The organism is Streptomyces sp. NPDC007346 (genome assembly GCF_040703535.1).
Lineage (GTDB): Bacteria > Actinomycetota > Actinomycetes > Streptomycetales > Streptomycetaceae > Streptomyces.
In genome coordinates this window covers 1-18,303 of sequence record NZ_JBEYKR010000140.1, presented here as the reverse complement: position 1 = coordinate 18,303, position 18,303 = coordinate 1, and the positions used below count along the sequence as shown (strand labels likewise).

At 73.8% G+C, this 18,303-nt stretch carries 16 protein-coding genes; 4 read left to right on the top strand and 12 right to left on the bottom strand.

All coding sequences use genetic code 11. The features are described 5' to 3' along the window. Positions 1 to 123: 123 nt before the first annotated feature. From AB0917_RS27695 to AB0917_RS27680, 4 genes are all read right to left on the bottom strand, one after another. Positions 124 to 1,068, bottom strand: a complete 945-nt coding sequence (locus tag AB0917_RS27695; RefSeq protein WP_366822405.1) for an ABC transporter permease — start codon at positions 1,066 to 1,068, stop codon at positions 124 to 126. A gap of 1 nt (position 1,069) precedes the next feature. Further along, the gene (locus tag AB0917_RS27690) at positions 1,070 to 2,668 is read right to left on the bottom strand and encodes an ABC transporter substrate-binding protein (RefSeq protein WP_366822404.1); all 1,599 of its coding nucleotides are present in this window, start codon (positions 2,666 to 2,668) and stop codon (positions 1,070 to 1,072) included. Between the two features lie 374 nt (positions 2,669 to 3,042). Then, a complete protein-coding gene (locus tag AB0917_RS27685) occupies positions 3,043 to 3,114 on the bottom strand; it encodes a putative leader peptide (RefSeq protein WP_326674653.1) in 72 nt (23 codons plus the stop codon). Between the two features lie 100 nt (positions 3,115 to 3,214). Next, positions 3,215 to 4,465 (bottom strand): ROK family transcriptional regulator, encoded by a 1,251-nt coding sequence (locus AB0917_RS27680; protein WP_366822403.1) that lies wholly within the window; start codon positions 4,463 to 4,465, stop codon positions 3,215 to 3,217. A 766-nt stretch (positions 4,466 to 5,231) separates the two neighbouring features. Here AB0917_RS27680 and AB0917_RS27675 point away from each other — a divergent pair. After that, positions 5,232 to 6,182 (top strand): TauD/TfdA family dioxygenase, encoded by a 951-nt coding sequence (locus AB0917_RS27675; RefSeq protein ID WP_366822402.1) that lies wholly within the window; start codon positions 5,232 to 5,234, stop codon positions 6,180 to 6,182. Positions 6,183 to 6,317: 135 nt separating this feature from the next. After that, positions 6,318 to 7,943, top strand: coding sequence for a PucR family transcriptional regulator (locus AB0917_RS27670; protein ID WP_366822401.1), 1,626 nt, complete (start codon positions 6,318 to 6,320; stop codon positions 7,941 to 7,943). Positions 7,944 to 7,967: 24 nt separating this feature from the next. Here the strand turns inward: AB0917_RS27670 and AB0917_RS27665 are convergent, their stop codons facing one another. From AB0917_RS27665 to AB0917_RS27640, 6 genes are all read right to left on the bottom strand, one after another. After that, a complete protein-coding gene (locus tag AB0917_RS27665) occupies positions 7,968 to 9,065 on the bottom strand; it encodes a glycosyltransferase family 4 protein (RefSeq protein ID WP_366822400.1) in 1,098 nt (365 codons plus the stop codon). Positions 9,066 to 9,576: 511 nt separating this feature from the next. Continuing rightward, positions 9,577 to 10,425, bottom strand: a complete 849-nt coding sequence (locus AB0917_RS27660) for a hypothetical protein (protein ID WP_366822399.1) — start codon at positions 10,423 to 10,425, stop codon at positions 9,577 to 9,579. Positions 10,426 to 10,494: 69 nt separating this feature from the next. Then, positions 10,495 to 12,240 carry a DNA repair protein RecN gene (gene recN, locus AB0917_RS27655; RefSeq protein ID WP_366822398.1) on the bottom strand — a complete coding sequence of 582 codons (1,746 nt, stop codon included), beginning with the start codon at positions 12,238 to 12,240 and terminating at the stop codon, positions 10,495 to 10,497. Between the two features lie 105 nt (positions 12,241 to 12,345). Next, positions 12,346 to 13,251 carry an NAD kinase gene (locus tag AB0917_RS27650; RefSeq protein ID WP_366822397.1) on the bottom strand — a complete coding sequence of 302 codons (906 nt, stop codon included), beginning with the start codon at positions 13,249 to 13,251 and terminating at the stop codon, positions 12,346 to 12,348. After that, positions 13,248 to 14,063, bottom strand: coding sequence for a TlyA family RNA methyltransferase (locus tag AB0917_RS27645; protein WP_366822396.1), 816 nt, complete (start codon positions 14,061 to 14,063; stop codon positions 13,248 to 13,250). Before AB0917_RS27645 ends, AB0917_RS27650 begins: the two co-directional genes overlap by 4 nt. Before the next feature lie 7 nt (positions 14,064 to 14,070). Continuing rightward, positions 14,071 to 14,430, bottom strand: coding sequence for a hypothetical protein (locus tag AB0917_RS27640; protein WP_366822395.1), 360 nt, complete (start codon positions 14,428 to 14,430; stop codon positions 14,071 to 14,073). Between the two features lie 42 nt (positions 14,431 to 14,472). Between AB0917_RS27640 and AB0917_RS27635 the strand changes: the two genes are divergently transcribed. Further along, positions 14,473 to 14,820 carry an SCP2 sterol-binding domain-containing protein gene (locus AB0917_RS27635; RefSeq protein WP_366822394.1) on the top strand — a complete coding sequence of 116 codons (348 nt, stop codon included), beginning with the start codon at positions 14,473 to 14,475 and terminating at the stop codon, positions 14,818 to 14,820. Between the two features lie 34 nt (positions 14,821 to 14,854). Here AB0917_RS27635 and AB0917_RS27630 read toward each other — a convergent pair whose 3' ends face one another. Continuing rightward, positions 14,855 to 15,664, bottom strand: coding sequence for an ABC transporter ATP-binding protein (locus AB0917_RS27630; protein ID WP_366822393.1), 810 nt, complete (start codon positions 15,662 to 15,664; stop codon positions 14,855 to 14,857). A 203-nt stretch (positions 15,665 to 15,867) separates the two neighbouring features. After that, a complete protein-coding gene (locus AB0917_RS27625; protein ID WP_366822392.1) occupies positions 15,868 to 16,911 on the bottom strand; it encodes an HAD-IIA family hydrolase in 1,044 nt (347 codons plus the stop codon). A gap of 71 nt (positions 16,912 to 16,982) precedes the next feature. Here AB0917_RS27625 and AB0917_RS27620 point away from each other — a divergent pair, with 71 nt between their 5' ends. Further along, positions 16,983 to 18,260, top strand: a complete 1,278-nt coding sequence (locus AB0917_RS27620; RefSeq protein WP_366822391.1) for a DUF1015 domain-containing protein — start codon at positions 16,983 to 16,985, stop codon at positions 18,258 to 18,260. Positions 18,261 to 18,303: the final 43 nt, after the last annotated feature.

Below are 18,303 nucleotides of genomic sequence, written 5' to 3'. Positions count from 1 at the left end.
CCGGGGCGGGGCCGGGGGCCGGCGGCCCGGCCGGGGTGCGGCCGGGGGCCGGCGGGCCGGCCGGGGTGCGGCCGGAGGCCGGCGGGCCGGCCGGGGTGCGGTCGGGGGTCGAGGTCATGGCGGTCACTCCCACCTGATCCGGGGGTCGAGCCAGGCGTAGACGAGGTCGGTGAGCAGCTGGACGACGACGAAGACGGCGACCAGGAGGAGCAGCAGGTCCTGGACGACCGGGTAGTCGCGGCGGCTGAGGCCCTGTTCGGCGAGCTGGCCGAGGCCCGGCCAGGCGAAGATCGCCTCGACGAGTACGGCCCCGCCGAGGAGGTGCCCGGTCTGCATGCCGAGCAGGGTGACGACGGGCGGGAGGGCGTTGGGCAGGGCGTGGCGCCACAGCAGCCGGCGGGGTGCCACTCCGGCGGCGGTGGCGGTGCGGATGTAGTCCTCCGCCAGCGCGCGTTCGATCCCGTCCTTGAGGTAGCGGCCGAGGACGGCGGCGCTCGGGAGGGCGAGGCAGAGCGCGGGCAGCAGCAGGTACTGCGCGGCCAGGTCGGGGGCGCCGAGGAACGACACCCGCCCGCCCGGCGGCAGCACGCCGAGGACCACGGCGAACAGCAGCACCAGCAGGACGCCGCTGACGAAGGGCGGCACGGCGAGGGCGGCGGTCGTCGTCACCCGGATCGCGCTGCGGATCCAGCCGCTGCGGGAGGTGGCGCCGAGGATGCCGAAGGCCGTACCGAGCACGATGACGAAGAGCAGGGCGGCCACGGTGAGTTCGGCGGTGGCGCCGAGCCCGTCCCCGATCAGGTCGGAGACCTGGCCGCCGATCGCGTACGAGGGTCCGAGGTCGCCGGTGACCAGGGAGCCGATCCAGTGCGCGTACTGGGAGAGCAACGGCGCGTCCAGGCCGAGCCGTTCGCGGATCGCGGCGACGGTCGCCGCGTCCGCGTCGGGCCCGGCCAGCGAGGTCGCCGGGTCGCCGGGGACGAGCCGCAGGATGGTGAAGATCAGGAACGAGGCCCCGAGGAGGACGAGGAGGGCGGAGGGCAGCCGCCTCAGCAGGTAGCCGCGCATGTCACACCAGGTAGGCGTCGTCGAGGTTGAGATACGAGAACTTGTTCAGGGCGACGCCGTGCAGCCGGTCGGCGTTGACCTGGACCTGGCCGCGTACGACGAGGTCGATGATGAACGCCTCGTCGAGCAGGATCCCGGAGATCTTCTCGTGCAGGGCGTTGGCCGCGGCCGTGCTCGTCTCCGGCTTCGTCCAGGCCTCCTGGACGACCTTCGTGTAGGCGGCGGAGCTGTACTTGGAGGTGTTCTTGGCCTCGTTGAACGGGTACGCGCTCACCGCGAGCGTGGAGGGCTGGACCTGGGCGAAGCCATGGCCCATGGACCACAGCGCCGGCATCTGCTGCGAGATCAGCTTCTTCTGCGCGGTGGCCCCGTCGGTGGGCTCCAGCGTGACGTGGACGCCGATCTGCTTGAGGTCGTACTGGATGGATTCGGCGACGGCGGTCTCGCTCGGCAGCGCGATGTGCAGCAGGGGCAGTTCGAGCTTGCTGTGCCCGGCGGACCTCAGCAGCTCCCGGGCCTTGCCGGGGTCGTGGGTGTAGTGGGTGCGGTGGGCCTCGCTGAAGGCGGGCGAGGACTTGGGCCACGGGGCGGCGGAGGCGATCCCGTAACCGCCGAGGGTCTGCGCGAGGAGCCGCTCGCGGTCGACGGCCCAGGCCAGGGCCTGTCGGACGGTCCTGTCGTTCAGCGGGGCGACGGTGGTGTTGACGCCGAGGTAGGCGGCGCCGGCCCCGGTGTCGTAGTTGGTGATCTCCAGCCTGGGGTCGCTCTTGACGACGCCCAGGCTCTTGCCGGGTACGTGGAAGGAGAGCTGGGACTGGCCGGAGCGCAGGGACGAGATCAGCGCGTCGGCCTGGGGTATCACCCGCAGTTCGACGCCGTCGAGGTAGGGGCGGTCCGGCAGCCAGTAGCCGTCGTTGCGGGTCAGGCTCAGACCGGAGCCGGGGCTCCACTTCTTGAGCCTGAACGGTCCGGTGCCGATGAGCTTCTTGCCGGTGACGGCGTCCTCGACGGTCTTCTCATCGGTGATGATCATGAACTCGAAGAGGTCGAAGAGGTTGTTCACCGGGTGGGCGAGCTTGAGCACCAGCTCGTGGTCGCCGCGCTTCTCGAACCCGTTGACCGTGGCCGCCGTACTGCGCAACTGGGCTGCTCTGACGGGGTTCTGGAGGTTCTTCACGGCGAAGATCACGTCGTCCGCCGTGAAGGGACGGCCGTCGTGGAAGGTGACGTCGTCGCGCAGTTTCAGCGTGATGCTGCGCCCGTCCTTCGCGTACGTCCAGGAGGAGGCGAGCTCCGGCTTCGGGGTGAGGTCGTCGTCGTACCGGGTCAGGGTGTTGTAGATCAGCCGCTGCTGGAGGGACTGCCCGCTCTGCGCGAAGAGCAGGGCGGGGACGAAGTCGGCGTTGACGGCGAGGTGGAGGGTGCCGCCGCGCCGGGGCTTGCCCCCGGTCTCCTGCGGAGCGGACGAGCTCTCGGAGACCGCCGAGCGGCAGCCCGTCAGGCCCAGTCCGAGCAGCAGGGCGCTGCCGCCGCCGGCGAGCAGGGTGGAGCGCCGGGAGAGTCCGGTGGACGGGGACGGGGAGGGGTACAGCTCGGTCATCGAAGCCTGCCTGTGACAGTGAGGGGCGGTGGGATGGGGGCGGGTTGGGGTGAGACGGGGCCGGCGCCGGGCGGGGCTGGACCGGGCGCGGGTGAAGCAGACGACGCGCTAATTGATTCCGCTGCGGGAGCAATTGAACGGAGACAGGGGCGCAGACGTCACCGGCGCACGGTCCCACTGGGTCAGGTCGTACGGGAGCCAGGCCGTACGGGAGCCGGTGCGGCCGACCGCGGCGGGCCGCCCATGGCGTACGGGAGGAAGTAACACAGGGAGCAGCGCTCGGGATCAGCGCCGCTCAGGGGCGGCGCCGGCACCGGTCCGGGTCCGTGGAACAGCTCCGTGGAACGAGTCCGTGGAGCGCGGAGGGGGCCGGGTCAGACGCGGACGGCACAGACCGCGCTGGCCTGTCGACAGAGGTCGACGTGCCTGCGGGAGACGAGGCGCATGTCCGGGTTCACGGGAGCAATATGACAGTGGCTTCGCCGGGCGGTCAACCTGGTCTGTCCGGATCTTGGTACGAAATCACCTCCTGCCCCCTTCGCGCGGCTACCGCTGCGAGGCCGCCAAAGGGCTCCTGAACAGGGGATTCAACGCGATCGTGCCCCCGGCGACGGGCAGGACGGTCATTCCGGCATGCGGACCGACGATCCGTTCGGGGTCCCCGCAGACATGGGAGAGATCGACCGCCGCGCCCCTGATCTCCTCCAGGTACTCCGGGTTGAGCAGGCTGGAGTGCTCGGTGACCACGACCAGGTCGGGGTTGAGGACGTCCAGCAGCAGGGCGGTCGCCCGGCCGACCGCGCGGGCCCGCTCGCGCAGCAGCCGGTCCGCCCGCCGGTCCCCCGCCGCCGCCGCGTCCACCAGCAGGAACACATCGGCCTCGGGCACGATCCCGCGCCGCACCGCGGTCCGGGCGACAGCCAGATTGGAGGCCGTCGCCTCCAGGCAGCCGGTCCGCCCGCAGGGGCAGGCGACCGTGGAGTCCGGTACGGGCAGGTGGGCGACGTCCCCCGCGCCGGAACCCGGCCCCTGGTGGACCACCCCGGCGATGCCCAGCGCCGCGTCGACCACGTTGCCGATGAAGAGATGGACCAGGCTGCGGCGGGCGGCGGGCCGGCCGAAGAGGATCTCGGACTGGGCGATGGCGCGGGCGTGGTTGTCGATGCGTACGTCGATTCCGCCCAGGCCTCGGGAGAGTTCGGCGGCGAGCGGCCGCTGGTGCCAGCCGAGCGTGTCGTGCCGCACCGCCGTCCCCAGCGCGGGGTCCACCCACCCGCCGAGCGCGGCGCCGACCCCCAGGAGGTGGCGGTCCCCGGTGGTGTCGGCGAGGAAGTCGCGCAGCCCGGCGACGACTTCGCGCGAGAGGTCCCCGGGGGCGATGCCCTCGTGCGGGAAGGTGCGGCGGGCCAGCAGCCGGCCGCGCAGGTCCAGCAGGCCGAACGTCGACCAGGGCACCCCGATGTGGACCCCGCCGGCCACCGGACCACCGCTCTCCCCGGTGTGCAGGTCGACCGGGATCTGGGGTCTGCCGACACCACTGCTCTCCACCCGTTCGGGCAGCTCCCGGACGAGGCCGAGGCGGACGAGGTCGACGCACTGGCGCGATACGGCGGCGGGGCTGAGTCCGGAGAGCTGGGCGATCGACCTGCGGGCGACGGGCCCGTGGTCGAGCACCGCGCGCAGCACCGTCGCCGCGTTGGCCTCGCGTCGGCCGTCCCCGGTCGCGCGGGGCGGCCCGCCATCGGCCGTCCGGGGGAGCCGTTCGGTCGTCCGGGGGAGCTGGGGGGCGGCAGTCATGGGGCCTTCCTTCGGTCCTGCGCCACGGGGGCACTCGCAACGTTACGGCGGCGTGAAATCGCGCCGGGGCCCGCGCCGGGGCCCGCGCCGGGCCGCCGGGCGGGGTGGCCGGCCTGTCCGGGTTCGCAGGGAAAACTGCTGCTCAGAGGCGTACTGACGGTGCGTCGGCGGACAGTGGCCGGGCCGTGCGCAAGCGCCGATTCAACCACCGTCGGGCACCTTCCGGGGCGGGGACGGCCACTTGACGTACGGCGAGGGGCGCTGGAATTCTCCGGGACATGTTCGCGACGGCCGTTTCCGACGCGCGGCCCGCTCACGCCGGCCGCACCGCAACAGCGCCCGGGTGTCCCCGCCGCTGTACCGCCGCCTGACCGGTCGCCTCTCCGGCCGCGCAGGCCCCGGACCTCGTACCGCAGCATCACACGCACCGCAGCGCACGGCCCTGCACGGCCCTGCATCGCACCGCACGGCACTGCGTCGCACGGCACTGCGTCGCACGGCACTGCGTCGCAGGGCACGGCATCGCAGGGCATGGCATCGCACGGCACTGCGCCACGATGCACCGCGCTGCGTGGCTCCGGCACCTCCCCCTCCTCCCTTCTCTCCCTTCTCTCCCTTCTCTCCTTCCTCCCCCTCTCCACCGGCCCCCGCTTCACCCCTGCTTCCCCAGCGGGGGCCGCCACTCGCCCTAATTAATTTCTCTCCAAGATTAATCAATGGATGGCCTGGGCCCGAAGGCCCTCGAAGGCCCTGAAAGGAACTCACCATGTCCTCGGCAACCACCGCCCCCGCCGGCACCTCCACCCTCACCGTCCAGAAGCTCGGCGGCCGGCTCGGCGCCGTCATCTCCGGCGTCCGCCTCGGCGGGGACCTCTCCCCCGAGACCGTCGCCGGTATCCGGGCGGCGCTCCTCGCCAACAAGGTCGTCTTCTTCCGCGGCCAGGACCACCTGGACGAGGAGAGCCACGAGGCGTTCGGCAAACTGCTCGGCACGCCGGTCGCCCACCCCACCGTGCCGTCCGCCGACGGCCGTTACTCCCTCGGCATCGACTCCGACCACGGCGGCCGGGCCAACCAGTGGCACACCGACGTCACCTTCGTCCCCGCCTACCCGGCCTTCTCCGTCCTGCGCGCCGTCGTCATCCCGCCGTACGGCGGCAACACCCTGTGGGCCAACACCGCCACCGCGTACGACGGGCTCCCCGAGCCGCTGCGGGTCCTGGCCGACTCCCTGCGCGCGGTCCACTCCAACGACTACGACTACGCCGCGCTGCGCCCGCAGGCCCTGCCCGAGGCGCTGAAGCAGTACAAGGAGGTGTTCACCTCGACGAAGTTCCTCACCGAGCACCCGGTGGTGCGCGTCCATCCCGAGACCGGTGAGCGCACCCTGCTGCTGGGCAACTTCGTGCAGCGGATCGCCGGGCTGACCGGCAAGGACTCCCGTACGCTCCTGGATCTGTTCCAGTCGCACATCGAGCGCCCCGAGAACACCGTGCGCTGGCAGTGGCAGGTGGGCGACGTCGCGATCTGGGACAACCGCGCCACCCAGCACTACGGCGTGGACGACTCCGACGCCCACGAGCGCAAGCTCCGCCGCGTCACCATCGACGGGGAGGTGCCGGTGGGCGTCGACGGCCGCTCCTCCACGCTGATCTCCCCGCAGGAGGTCCCCGACCCGTCCTTCGGCATCCCGTCCGGAGCTTCCACGGCGGCCTGACGCCTCCACCACGGCCCGAGCACGGTTCTTCGTGCCTCCTCCGCCCTGCGCATCCCGTGCCCCGAGCGGTAGCGTCCTGAACAGGACGACCGCCCGGGGTACGGGTGCGGAACACGGGGAAAGCGGGCCGGGTACGTGGAGAGCCACAGCGGAATCACCGTGCGGCGGGCGCTGGAGCTGCCAGGGCTGCGCGCGGGGCTCCCGGAGGTGGTGGCCTGCGCGGACCGGCTGAACCGTACGGTGCGCTGGGTGCACGCCGGCGAGGTCCCCCACATCGCCTCCCTCCTCAAGGGCGGCGAACTGCTCCTCACCACCGGGCTGGGCCTGGGCACCCGCCCCGCCGAGCAGCGCGCGTTCGTCCGCCGCCTCGCCGACCGGCAGATCGCCGCCCTGGTCGTGGAGCTCGGGTCGCGCTTCAGCAGGCTGCCCTCCTCCGTCGTGGAAGCGGCCCGCACGGCCGGGCTGCCGCTGGTGCAGCTCCACCGCGAGGTGCCGTTCGTCGCGGTGACCGAGGAGGTGCACACCGAGATCGTCAACGGGCACTACGCCCTGCTCCAGCAGGCGGAGGAGGTGCACCGGCGCGCCACCCGGGCGCTGCTCGACGGCGGCGGGGTGGCGCAACTCCTCGGCGTCCTTGCCGACTTCACCGCCAACCCGGTCTTCCTGGAGACGCCGGACGGGCAGCTCCTGTACGCGGCGCCCACCGGCACGGGTCCGGTGGGCGCGGACCCGCTCCAGGTCTGGGAGGGCATGCGCGGCGACCGGGCGGCCCGGGAGTCCCCGCCGGTGGGCGCGGTCCTGGTGGACGTGGAGGGCGGCGGTCCGGACACCGGTGCCGTACGGGCCCGGCTGGTGCTGCTCGCCGTCTGCGGACCGCTGGCGACCGTGCACCGGATGGCGGCCGAGCGGGCGGCGGGCCTCCTCGCGGTCGTGCTGATGCAGGCCCGGCAGGAGGAGGAGCTGGCGGCCCGGGGCCGGGGGGACTTCCTCACCGACCTGGCCGAGGGCCGGATCACGCCGCAGGACGCCCCGGCCCAGGCCCGGGTGCTTGGCTTCCGGCCCGGGGACGCCCCGCTGCTCCCGGTCGTGATGCGGCCGGCTCCCGAGCTGTCCCCCTCGGGCAACTGGGCGCTGCTGGCCCGCGCGGTCCTGGAGGAGCTGGCCCCGGTCGGCGTACCGGTGCTGCTGGGCGTACGGCCCGTGGAGGGGCGGGTTCCGCTGCTGCTCGGGCTGCGCTCGGAAGGCGAGCGCACGGCGGTCGCGGACCGGGTGGCGGCGGCGCTGCGGGCGGGCGTGGCGCGGGCCGGCCTCGACCGCGCCGGATCGCGGCCGCCGGTGATCGTGGTCGGCGTCGCGGGCGGCTGGGCGGCGGCGGGCGCGGGGCTGCGGCACGCCTCGGAGGCGGCGACGGCCGCGCAGGGGCTGGACGACCGGCCCTGGTTCGACGCCCGGCGGCTCGACATCGACCTGCTGCTGTGGCGGCTGCGGGACCATCCGGACCTGGGGGCGTTCGTGGACCGGGCGATCGGTCCGCTGCGCGAGCACGACCGCACCTCGCGCCCGCCGCTGCTGCCGACGCTCCAGGCGTATCTGGCGCACGCGGGCCGCAAGGCGGAGACCGCCCGCGAGCTGCACCTCAACCGCCAGACGCTCTACAACCGGCTCGCCCGGATCGGCGAGCTGCTGGGCACCGACCTGGACGACCCGCAGACGGTCCTGGCCCTCAGCCTGGCGCTACGGGCCCGCCGCCACACGACCTGAGCGGCGGCTCTCGAAGCAGCCCCTTCAGCGACCGCGCACCGGCGCCACCGGCTGCGCCAACTCGTCATACACGCTGAGCACATGGGCGATGGTGTCGTCCTCGGTGGGCCATCTCGCCGCCTGCTCCCGCCCGGCCTCGGCCAGCCGCGCGCACCGCTCCGGGTCCCCCAGCAGCCGGGCGACCGTACGGGCGAGCGCCTCCGCGTTGCCGAACGGCACCAGTTCGGCGGCCTCACCGACCAGTTCGGGCACGCCGCCCACCTCGGTCGCCACCAGCGGCACCCCCAGCCGCAGCGCCTCCTGCGCCAGCGGGGAGCGGCCCTCCCAGCGGCCGGGCAGCACGGCCAGGTCGGCGGCGGCGGTCAGCTCGCAGACGTCGTCCGGGCACCCGATCAGCCGGACGGGCAACTCCTCGTCCCGGACGCGCTGTTGCAGGGCGGCCCGGTCACGTCCCTCGCCCGCGATGACGAGCAGGGGTGCGGGGTCGAGTCCGCGCCAGACGCGGGCCGCGTCCAACAGGGCGTCGAAGCCGTGGTGCGGCGCGAGGCTGCCGGCGGCGATCAGCAACGGCCGCTCGACCGCCCCCAGTTCGGCCCGAACCTTGCCGTCGTACAGGGTGTCCGCCGCTCGCGGGGCCGGGGCGGCGACCGGGGCGAGCCGCGCGTCACGGGCCCCTCGGGAGCGCGCCCGGTCCACCAGGTCGGACGTGGGAGCCAGGACAACCGCCGCCGCCCGCACGGCTCTTCGCTCCAGCAGGTGCAGGATCTGCCGGCGGGCGCCCTCGGCGTACCGGCGGGAGTGCCAGGTCAGCACCAGCGGCACGGTACGCCCGCTCAGGGCGAAGGCGGTACGGGAGGCGGCGTGCAGCCCGTGCGCGTGGACCACGTCGGCCCCCGTGCAGGCGGCGCGCAGCGCGGCGACGGCGGCCGGGTCGCTGCGCCGGGGGACCGGAAGGAAGTGGGCCCCGGTCGCCGTGAAGTCGTAGGCGTGGTCCACCGCGGCCGGCGCGCAGACGGTGACCTGCACCCCGCGCGCCACCAGCCCCGCGGCGAGCGAACCGACGTGCGCGCTGCTGCCCGCACTGCCGCCGCCCAGGACTTGGACCGTACGCAGCTGTGACACGTGATTGGCTCCCCGGGGTCCCCGAGTCGGCGGTAAGTACAGCGCCAAGGATGCCAGTCCGTACGCGCGTTCCGGGACTGGCGGAACGTTGCTGCCGGACACGCGGCGACAACCAGCCACACGGCACCACTCTCACGGGTGAATCCGAGGCGCGAAGGTGCCACGGTCGGCGCTCACCCTCACGCCCACCACCGTCGACTCCCACGCCCACCACCGTCGACGCTCACGCCCGCCCACCACCCATGCTCGACGCCCCCGGACAGCGCCCACGCTCAACACCCACACCTGGCTCCTCCGGACGACGCCCCCGAGCAGCGCCCACACCCGGCTCCCCGGACGACGCCCCCGCCCTGCACCCACACTCGACGCCACGCTTCCGCCCCCCGCGCCCCGCGCTCCGACGCCCCCGCGCCCCCACACCCCCGACGCCACCGCTCAACGCCACGTCCCCGGCGCTCACGCTCAGCTCCCCACGGCGGTCCCGCTCGGCCCGCTCGAGCCACCGCGGCTTCTACGCCCCCGCGGCTCCCGCCACGCGCCTGAGTACCTTCGAGGCGCGTCGGGCGACTCCGCTGATCCGGTCCCCGTTCGCAGCCGCCGCGACGAGCCCCGCAGCCAGGGCGACACGCCCCGTACGCCCACCGCGCCGGGCCAGGGCGATGCCCAGCGCGGCCCCGAGTCCATGGGCCCCGGTGTCCCCGAGCATGGTGCGTTCCCCCAGGTCGGCGGGGGCGAGCACGGCCGCGGCTGCGGCCCCCGGCGTCCCGGCCGCCGCGCCCAGCAGCGCCACGGAACCGACCGCCACGCCCGGCCCCACGTCGACGAGGTTGACGAGATGGGCGGTGCCCGCGATCACCACGCCGGTCAGCACCCCGTCCACCACACGCTCCTCGATCACCAGCCCCGCGAGCACCCCCGCCGCCCCGATCCCGAAGAGCTTCACGGCCCCGCTGGTCACCTCGCCCCCGCGCAGCGCCTCCAGGTGGGCCCGGAACCCCCGGCGCGGGTCCTTCGCACCCACGAGGTCGTCGTACGCCCCGCATCCCCCGGCGGCCAGCACCGCGAGCGCCCCGGCCGCACGCCCCCGGGCCGGTCCCGGGGCGGCGGCGATCCCGGCGGCCGAGCCGAGCACGGCCGCGGGCCCGGCGTACAGGGTGACGGTCCGGCCCACGTGGTTGGTCCGCAGCCAGGCTCCATCCGTACGGCGGCTCAGCACCGCGTACACACCGGCGGCGACCCCCGCAGCGATCCCCACCACCGCCCCCGCAGCGATTCCCTCAGCCGCTCCCGCCCCGATTCCCGCAGCCGCTCCCACCCCGACGGGACCTGCGGCGGCTCCGCTGCGCACGTTCTCACCCATGGAAGGAGCGTAGATACGCGTACGGGTCCGGGCGGGGGCACCCCCGCCCGGACCCGTGACACGTCGGCGCTACCCGTCCTTGCGGGCCGTCTCCAGCAGCTCCTCGGCGTGGGCGCGGGCCGTCTCGGAGTCCTCCTGGCCCGCCAGCATCCGGGACAGCTCCCGGACCCGGTCCTCGCCCTCCAGGGCCGTGACCCCGCTCCGGGTCACCGAGCCGTCCACGGTCTTCTCGACCAGCAACTGCCGGTCGGCGAAGGCCGCCACCTGCGGCAGGTGCGTCACGACCACCACCTGCGCGGAGCGGGCGAGCTTGGCCAGGCGCCGCCCGACCTCGACCGCCGCCTTGCCGCCGACGCCCGCGTCGACCTCGTCGAAGAGGTAGGTGGGCACCGGGTCGGAGCCCGCGAAGACGACCTCGACCGCCAGCATGACCCGGGACAGCTCACCGCCCGAGGCCCCCTTGGCGATCGGCCGGGGCTGGGCCCCGGGGTGCGGGGCGAGCAGCAGCTCCACCTCGTCCGCGCCGGACGGGCCGTAGACGACGGACCGCCCGCCGATGTCGATGCCGGACGCCTCGTCGGCCGCCTCGGTCTGCCGGATGGCGAAGGAGACCCGGGCGTGCGGCATGGCCAGCGAGGCCAGCTCCTCGGTCACCGCCTCTGCGAACCGGGCGGCGGCCTCCGTACGGGCGTCGGTCAACGCCTGTCCGAGCACGGAGAGTTCGGCGCGCAACGCGTCACGCTCGGCCGTCAGCTCGCCGATCCGCTCGTCGTCGCCCTCCAGCTCGGTGAGCCGGCCCGCGCCCTCCTGGGCCCAGGCGAGCACGGCCGCGATGTCCTCGCCGTACTTGCGGGTCAGGGTGGTGAGCGCGGCCCGCCGCTCCTCCACGGCGGCCAGCCGCAGCGGATCGGCCTCCAGCTGGTCGGCGTACCCGGCCAGCTCGCCGGAGACGTCGGCGATCAGGATGGAGATCTCCCCGATCCGGTCGGCCAGCGCGGCCAGCGCCGGGTCGTGGGCCCGGACCGCCTCCAGGGACTGCCCGGCGGCGGCGACCACGCTCGTCGCGTCGACGCCCTCCGGGTCCTCGGGGTTCCCCGCCAGCGCGGTGTGCGCGAGGGAGGCGGCGGAGGCGAGGGCCTCGGCGTGCCCGAGCCGTTCGGCCTCGGCGGCCAGTTCGGTGTCCTCCCCCGGCAACGGCTCGACGGCGGCGACCTCGTTCAGCCCGAAGCGCAGCAGATCCGCCTCCTGGGCCCGCTCCCGGGCCCGGGTGGTCAGCTCGTCCAGGGACGCGGTGACGGCCCGCAGCCGCCGGTAGGCCGCCGCGTACTTCGCGTGCGGGGCCTCCACGCCGTCCCCGGCGTACCGGTCCAGCGCCTGCCGCTGGCGGGCGGGCTTGAGCAGCCCCTGCTGGTCGGTCTGCCCGTGCACGGCGACCAGCTCGTCCGCGAGTTCGGTGAGGACCCCCACCGGCACGGATCTGCCGCCGAGATGGGCCCGCGAGCGTCCTTCCGCCGAAACGGTACGGCTGATGAGCAGCGCGCCGTCGTCGAGTTCCGCCCCGGCCTCCTCGGCCCGCAGCGCCGCCGCGTCGCCCTCGGACACCGTGATCCGCCCCTCGACGACCGCGGCCTTGGCCCCGACCCGTACGAGGGCGGGGTCGGCGCGCCCGCCGAGCAGCAGCCCGAGGCTCGTGACGACCATGGTCTTGCCCGCGCCGGTCTCACCCGTCACCGCGGTGAAACCGGGTGACAGCTCCACCACCGCGTCGTCGATGACTCCGAGCGACCGTATCCGCATCTCCTCCAACACGGACACGACCTTACGAGGTTCCGAGCCGCACGCGCGACGGCCCCCGCCTCCGGATTCACTCTCCCGGGTATGAGCAGGGGCCGCGAGGCGTCCTCACGAACGCCGGGACCGTCAGTGGGGGGCTCCCCGCCACCCCGAGACGGGCAGCGCGAACTTCGCCACCAGCCGGTCCGTGAACGAGGCCTGATGCAGCCGCGCCAGCCGTACGGGAACCGCACCGCGCCGCACCACCACCCGCGCACCGGCGGGCAGCTCCACGGTCCGCCGCCCGTCGCACCACAGCACCCCGTGCGGGGTGTGCGGCTGGACCTCGACGGCCAGGACGGACGTGGGCGAGGTCACCAGCGGCTTGGCGAACAGGGCGTGGGCGCTGATCGGGACCATCAGCAGCGCCTCCACCTCCGGCCAGACGACGGGCCCGCCCGCCGAGAAGGCGTACGCGGTCGAACCGGTGGGGGTCGCGCAGACGATCCCGTCGCAGCCGAACCCGGTCACCGGCCGCCCGTCGATCTCCAGGACGACCTCGAGCATCCGCTCGGGCGACACCTTCTGCACGGCCGCCTCGTTGAGCGCCCAGTCGGTGTGGACGATGTCACCGTTGCTGTGCACGATGACGTCGATCGTCATGCGCTCCTCGACGTCGTAGTCGCGGGTGACGACCCGGGAGACCACCTTGTCGAGGTCGTCGCGCTCGGCCTCGGCGAGGAAGCCGACGCGCCCGAGGTTGACGCCGAGCATCGGCACCCCGGAGGCGCGGGAGAACTCCGCACCCCGCAGCAGGGTCCCGTCGCCCCCCAGGACGATCAGCAGCTCGCAGCCGTCCACGGCGCCGGGCGAGGTGTCGGTGACCGTCTCCACGGTGTCCGGGAGCGGCAGATCGGCCGCCTCGGTCGCCAGGACCCGCACGCCGAGCCCGTTGCGCAGCAGGCCCTGCACGACGAGTTCCGCGCTGCGGATCGCGGCCGGGCGGCCGGTGTGCGCCAAAAGGAAGACTGTTCGTGCCGCATTCGTCGTCAACGAGGCCCCTCCGCCACTGCACGGTCGACATCCGCGGGATCCAGCTCAGGTGCACCGGCCCGCAGCCACAGAAAGTATTCGACGTTCCCCGAAGGTCCGGGCAACGGACTGGCCGTCACCCCCCGCACGCCGAGACCGAGTCCCCAGGCCCGACGCGCCACTTCACGTACCGCTTCGGCGCGCAGCTCCTCACTGCGCACCACCCCGCCGCTGCCGAGCCGCTCCTTGCCCACCTCGAACTGCGGCTTGACCATGAGGACCAGGTCCGCGTCGGGCGCCGAGCACCGGGCCAGGGCGGGCAGCACCAGCCCGAGCGGAATGAAGGACAGGTCCCCCACCACCAGGTCGGCCGCTTCCCCGTCGATGTCCTCCAACGTCAACTCCCGTACGTTGGTACGGTCCTTGACGGTGACGCGTTCGTCCGACCGGAGCGACCAGGCGAGCTGCCCGTACCCGACGTCGACGGCGACGACCTGCCGGGCCCCGGCCCGCAGCAGGACATCGGTGAACCCGCCGGTCGACGCCCCGGCGTCCAGCGCGCGCCGCCCCTCGACGGTCAGCCCGAGCGGGACGAAGGCGGCGAGCGCCCCGGCCAGCTTGTGCCCGCCGCGCGAGACGTACTCGGGGTCGTCGTCGTCCTTGGTCACGAGGATCGCGGCGGCCGTCTCGACCTGGGTGGCGGGTTTGGTCGCGGTCGTCCGGCCGACGGTGACCCGCCCCGCGGCGATCAGCTGACTCGCGTGCTCGCGCGAGCGGGCGAGCTTGCGGCGTACCAGCTCGGCGTCGAGGCGGCGACGTGCCACTCCTGCCACGTTCGGTTCAGCTCCTGTTGTCGTGCGTGTCGTACGCGGGTGGGGTTACGGGCCTGGGCCCGGGTGCGGCGGCCGGACGGGCGTCCAGCGAGGTCAGCGCATCCTTGAGGCCCCGGTGTACATCCTCGTACACCTCGGTGTGCCCGTCCGCCGGGAGGTGGTCCGCGTCGGCCAGCCGCTCCAGCAGGGCATCGACCTCGGCCCGGCCGGTGGGGGTGCGTACGACCCCGAGGGGCGCGGGCCCGGCGGGCTCGAAGGAGGGCACGTCGGGCACGGGCCCGTCCCCGGGCCGGTCCGGCTCCTCGGTCACCGGCTCCCCGGGCGTGCTCGCGGGCGGCGCCCCCGCCTCCGGCATCCAGTCGCTCATGCCGAAACGCTACCGCGACGGGCCGGTGTACCGTCGAGCACGATGGCGACCATGGCGGAGTGCCGCAGCGCACTGAGACGACTTTCCGACAGCCTCGCGGCGGCCGACAGCGACGTACGCGGCGCCGCCGCGCTGGACCGCTCGCTGAGCTGTCACATCACGGACCTCGACATCACGTTCACCGGCCGTCTGACCGATGGCCGAATCCAGGTGCACGACACGGTCGAGGGCCCGCCCCGCGAGAAGGCCGGGATCCGACTGGCGATGACGGGCGACGACCTGGTCGCCCTGGTCGACGGCGACCTGAACTTCGCGAAGGCGTGGGCGTCGGGCCGGGTTCGCCTGGAGGCCGGTTTCCGGGACCTGCTGAAGCTGCGGTCGCTGCTGTAGGGCCCTTCTGTGGCCGACTCCGCTCGCGCCGGCGTCAGGCGACGGCCTGGCGGGCCTGACGCGCCTTGCGGGCCGCCGGTACGACGAGCGGCGTCCCGGTCTCGGGATCATCGATCACCTGGCACCGCATCCCGAACACCCGCTGCACCAGCTCCGCGTCGACCACGTCCGAAGGCGCCCCCTCCGCGACGATCTCGCCGTCCCGCATCGCGATGAGGTGCGTGGCGTACCGCGCGGCGTGGTTCAGGTCGTGGAGCACGGCGACCAGTGTGCGCCCCTGCGTCTCGTGCAGCTCCGCACAGAGGTCGAGGACGTCGATCTGGTGCTGGATGTCGAGGTACGTCGTCGGCTCGTCGAGCAGCAGCAGGGGCGTCTGCTGGGCCAGCGCCATGGCGATCCAGACCCGCTGCCGCTGACCGCCGGAGAGCTCGTCGACGTACCGCTCGGCCAGTGCGGCCACCCCGGTCGACTCCATCGACTCCTGGACCACCCGCTCGTCCTCCGGCGACCACTGCCGCAGCAGCCCCTGGTGCGGGTAGCGGCCGCGGGCGACGAGGTCGGCGACGGTGATGCCGTCGGGCGCGATGGAGGACTGCGGCAGCAGCCCCAGCGTCCTGGCGACCTTCTTCGCGGGCAGCTGGTGGATGACCTGGCCGTCCAGCAGCACCTGGCCCCGGCTGGGCTTCAGCATCCGGGCGAGCGAGCGCAGCAGCGTCGACTTGCCGCAGGCGTTGGGCCCGACGATCACCGTGAAGGAGTTGTCGGGTATCTCGACCGAGAGATCCTCGGCGATGATCCGCTGGTCGTAGCCGAGGGTCACCGATTCTGCGGTGAGGCGCTGCATGGTCGTACTCCCGGAGGCAGGGGGTGTCCGGCGGATCAGGGGCCGGAAAGACCACCGGCCAACACCAAGTTAGGTTAGCCTATCTTGCCCCTGCCGCCCCGCGCCCCGGCCTGCCGAACGCACCTTCGGGAACGCCGGCCACGACCACGGCCTCCGTACACATGCCCATGCCCATACAGCTACAGCTACAGCTACAGCTACAGCTACAGGCCTAGCCCGGCGACGGCCTTCTCCGTGTCCAGCCCGAACGCCCCGCCCCCGGCGAAGGTCCACGCGGCCCCGCACAGCGCCCGCAGCCCGTCGAGCGGGTCCCCCTCGCCCTCCAGGACCAGGGCCTCACCGCCGCGTACAGCCGCCGTCCAGCCCCCGCACCGGAACACGTCGGCCGCATCGCCCTCCACCGTGACCTCGGGCTGCCCGGTCAGCAGTCCGCGCAGGTCCCGGTCCACATAGGTCGGGCGGTGCTGCGGGGGCGCGGCGAGCAGCCGGGCCGCGTCGGTCACCCCGGTCAGGACCAGCAGCGAGTCCACGCCCCCGTTGAACGCGCCCTCGATGTCCGTGTCGAGCCGGTCCCCGACCACGAGCGGCCGCTGCGCCCCGGTCCGCAGCACGGTCTCCCGGTGCATCGGCGGCAACGGCTTCCCCGCGACCTGGGGTTCGGCCCCGGTGGCGATCCGTACGACCTCCACGGCCGCGCCGTTGCCGGGAGCGATGCCCCGGGCGCCCGGAATGGTCAGGTCCGTGTTGGACGCGTACCAGGGCAGCCCGCGCGCGACGGCGTAGCTCGCCTCGGCGAACCGCCCCCACGCCAGGTCCGGCCCGCCGTACCCCTGGACCACGGCCACCGGGTCGTCGTCCGCCGACTCCACCGGCACCAGCCCGCGCTCGCGCAGGGCGACCCGCAGCCCCTCACCACCGACGACCAGTACGCGGGAGCCGGCGGGCAGCTGATCGGCCATCAGCCGGGCGACGGCCTGGGCCGAGGTGATCACGTCGGCGGCCTCGGCGGGCACACCGAGCTCCGTCAGGTGCTCCGCCACCGCGCCCGGCGTGCGCAGGGCGTTGTTGGTGACGTACGCGAGGTGCATCCCGCCGTCCCGTGCGGCGGACAGCGACTCGACGGCGTGGACGATCGCCTCGCCCCCCGCGTACACCACCCCGTCCAGGTCGAGGAGCGCCGTGTCGTACGCCTCGCTCAGCGCCGCGCTGCTCCCTGATGGCCGATACCTGTCGTGCTGCTGGCTCATATGGCTCTGCTCCTCATTGGTCCTTCTCCCCCGATCATCGCGCATGTCCCGTGCGCACATACGATGCTCAGATGAACACTTCAGGCACCGACGAGCAGGGGCTGCGGCTGATCCCGTTCCGCGGACTGCGTTACGTCCCCGAGCGGGTCGGCAGCCTGGCCGCGGTGACCTCGCCCCCGTACGACGTGGTCGTCAGGCCCGACGGTCTGCACCACCTGGAGTCGGCGGACCCGCACAACATCGTGCGCCTCATCCTGCCCCAGGCGGACACCGCCGAGGACCGGCGCCGGCAGGCGGCGAAGACGCTGGAGCACTGGCTGGCCGAAGGCGTCATCGCCCCGGACCCGGAGCCCGCGCTGTACGTCTACGAGCAGCGCAACGACGAGATCCTCCAGCGCGGCCTGATCGGGGCCCTGGCCCTCTCCTCCGCCGCCGACGGGATCGTACTGCCGCACGAGGACGTCATGGACGACGTCGTCGCCGACCGTGCGGAGCTGATGCGCACGATGCAGGCCCATCTGGAACCGCTGCTGCTGACCTATCGCAGCGAAGGCGCCCGGGAAGGTGCCGCAGCCGTCATCGAGCGCGTGGCCGAGCGCCCTCCGCTGCTCTCCACCACGACGGAGGACGGGTTCCACCACCGTCTCTGGGCGGTCACCGACCCGGCCGAGCGCACCGAGATCGAGGCGGACCTCGCCCGCCACCAGGCGCTGATCGCCGACGGCCACCACCGGTGGGCCACCTACCTCCGGCTCCAGCGGGAACAGAGCGCCCCGGGCCCCTGGGACTTCGGGCTCGTCCTCCTCGTCGACACGACCCGCCACCCGCTCCAGGTCCGCGCGATCCACCGCCTGCTGCGCGGCCTGCCGGTGCCCCGGGCCCTGGACGCGCTCACGGGCCTCTTCCGGGTCCGTACGGTCGAGGGCCCGCTCCCCCGCGCGCTGGACGCCCTGGCCGAAGCGGCGGCGGAGGGCAACGCGTTCCTCCTCGCCGGGGACGGCGGCTTCCACCTGGTGGACCGCCCGGACGCGGCCCTGCTGGCCCGGACGATCCGGACGGACCGCCCCGAGGCGTGGCGCTCCCTGGACGCGACGGTCCTCCACTCGGCGCTGCTCGACGACGTCTGGCGGATCCCCGACGCCCCCGAGCACATCGGCTACATCCACGACACTGGGGCCGCCGTCGAGCAGGCCGAACGCCTCGGCGCCACGGCGGTACTCATGCACCCGGTACGCGAAGAGGTCGTCCGGGACCTGGCCAGGCAGGGCGTCACCATGCCCCGTAAGTCGACGTCCTTCGGCCCCAAGCCGGCGACGGGCCTGGTCATGCGCAGCCTGACCATCGACTAAGAGGCCGCCGGGCATGGGAAAGGGGCGGGAACCTTCGGGTTCC

Coding starts and splice junctions, on each gene's coding strand:
- AB0917_RS27695 (WP_366822405.1), bottom strand. CDS start 1,068: ATGCGCGGCTACCTGCTGAGGCGGCTGCCCTCCGCCCTCCTCGTCCTC.
- AB0917_RS27690 (WP_366822404.1), bottom strand. CDS start 2,668: ATGACCGAGCTGTACCCCTCCCCGTCCCCGTCCACCGGACTCTCCCGG.
- AB0917_RS27680 (WP_366822403.1), bottom strand. CDS start 4,465: ATGACTGCCGCCCCCCAGCTCCCCCGGACGACCGAACGGCTCCCCCGG.
- AB0917_RS27675 (WP_366822402.1), top strand. CDS start 5,232: ATGTCCTCGGCAACCACCGCCCCCGCCGGCACCTCCACCCTCACCGTC.
- AB0917_RS27660 (WP_366822399.1), bottom strand. CDS start 10,425: ATGGGTGAGAACGTGCGCAGCGGAGCCGCCGCAGGTCCCGTCGGGGTG.
- AB0917_RS27640 (WP_366822395.1), bottom strand. CDS start 14,430: ATGAGCGACTGGATGCCGGAGGCGGGGGCGCCGCCCGCGAGCACGCCC.
- AB0917_RS27635 (WP_366822394.1), top strand. CDS start 14,473: ATGGCGACCATGGCGGAGTGCCGCAGCGCACTGAGACGACTTTCCGAC.
- AB0917_RS27630 (WP_366822393.1), bottom strand. CDS start 15,664: ATGCAGCGCCTCACCGCAGAATCGGTGACCCTCGGCTACGACCAGCGG.
- AB0917_RS27625 (WP_366822392.1), bottom strand. CDS start 16,911: ATGAGCCAGCAGCACGACAGGTATCGGCCATCAGGGAGCAGCGCGGCG.
- AB0917_RS27620 (WP_366822391.1), top strand. CDS start 16,983: ATGAACACTTCAGGCACCGACGAGCAGGGGCTGCGGCTGATCCCGTTC.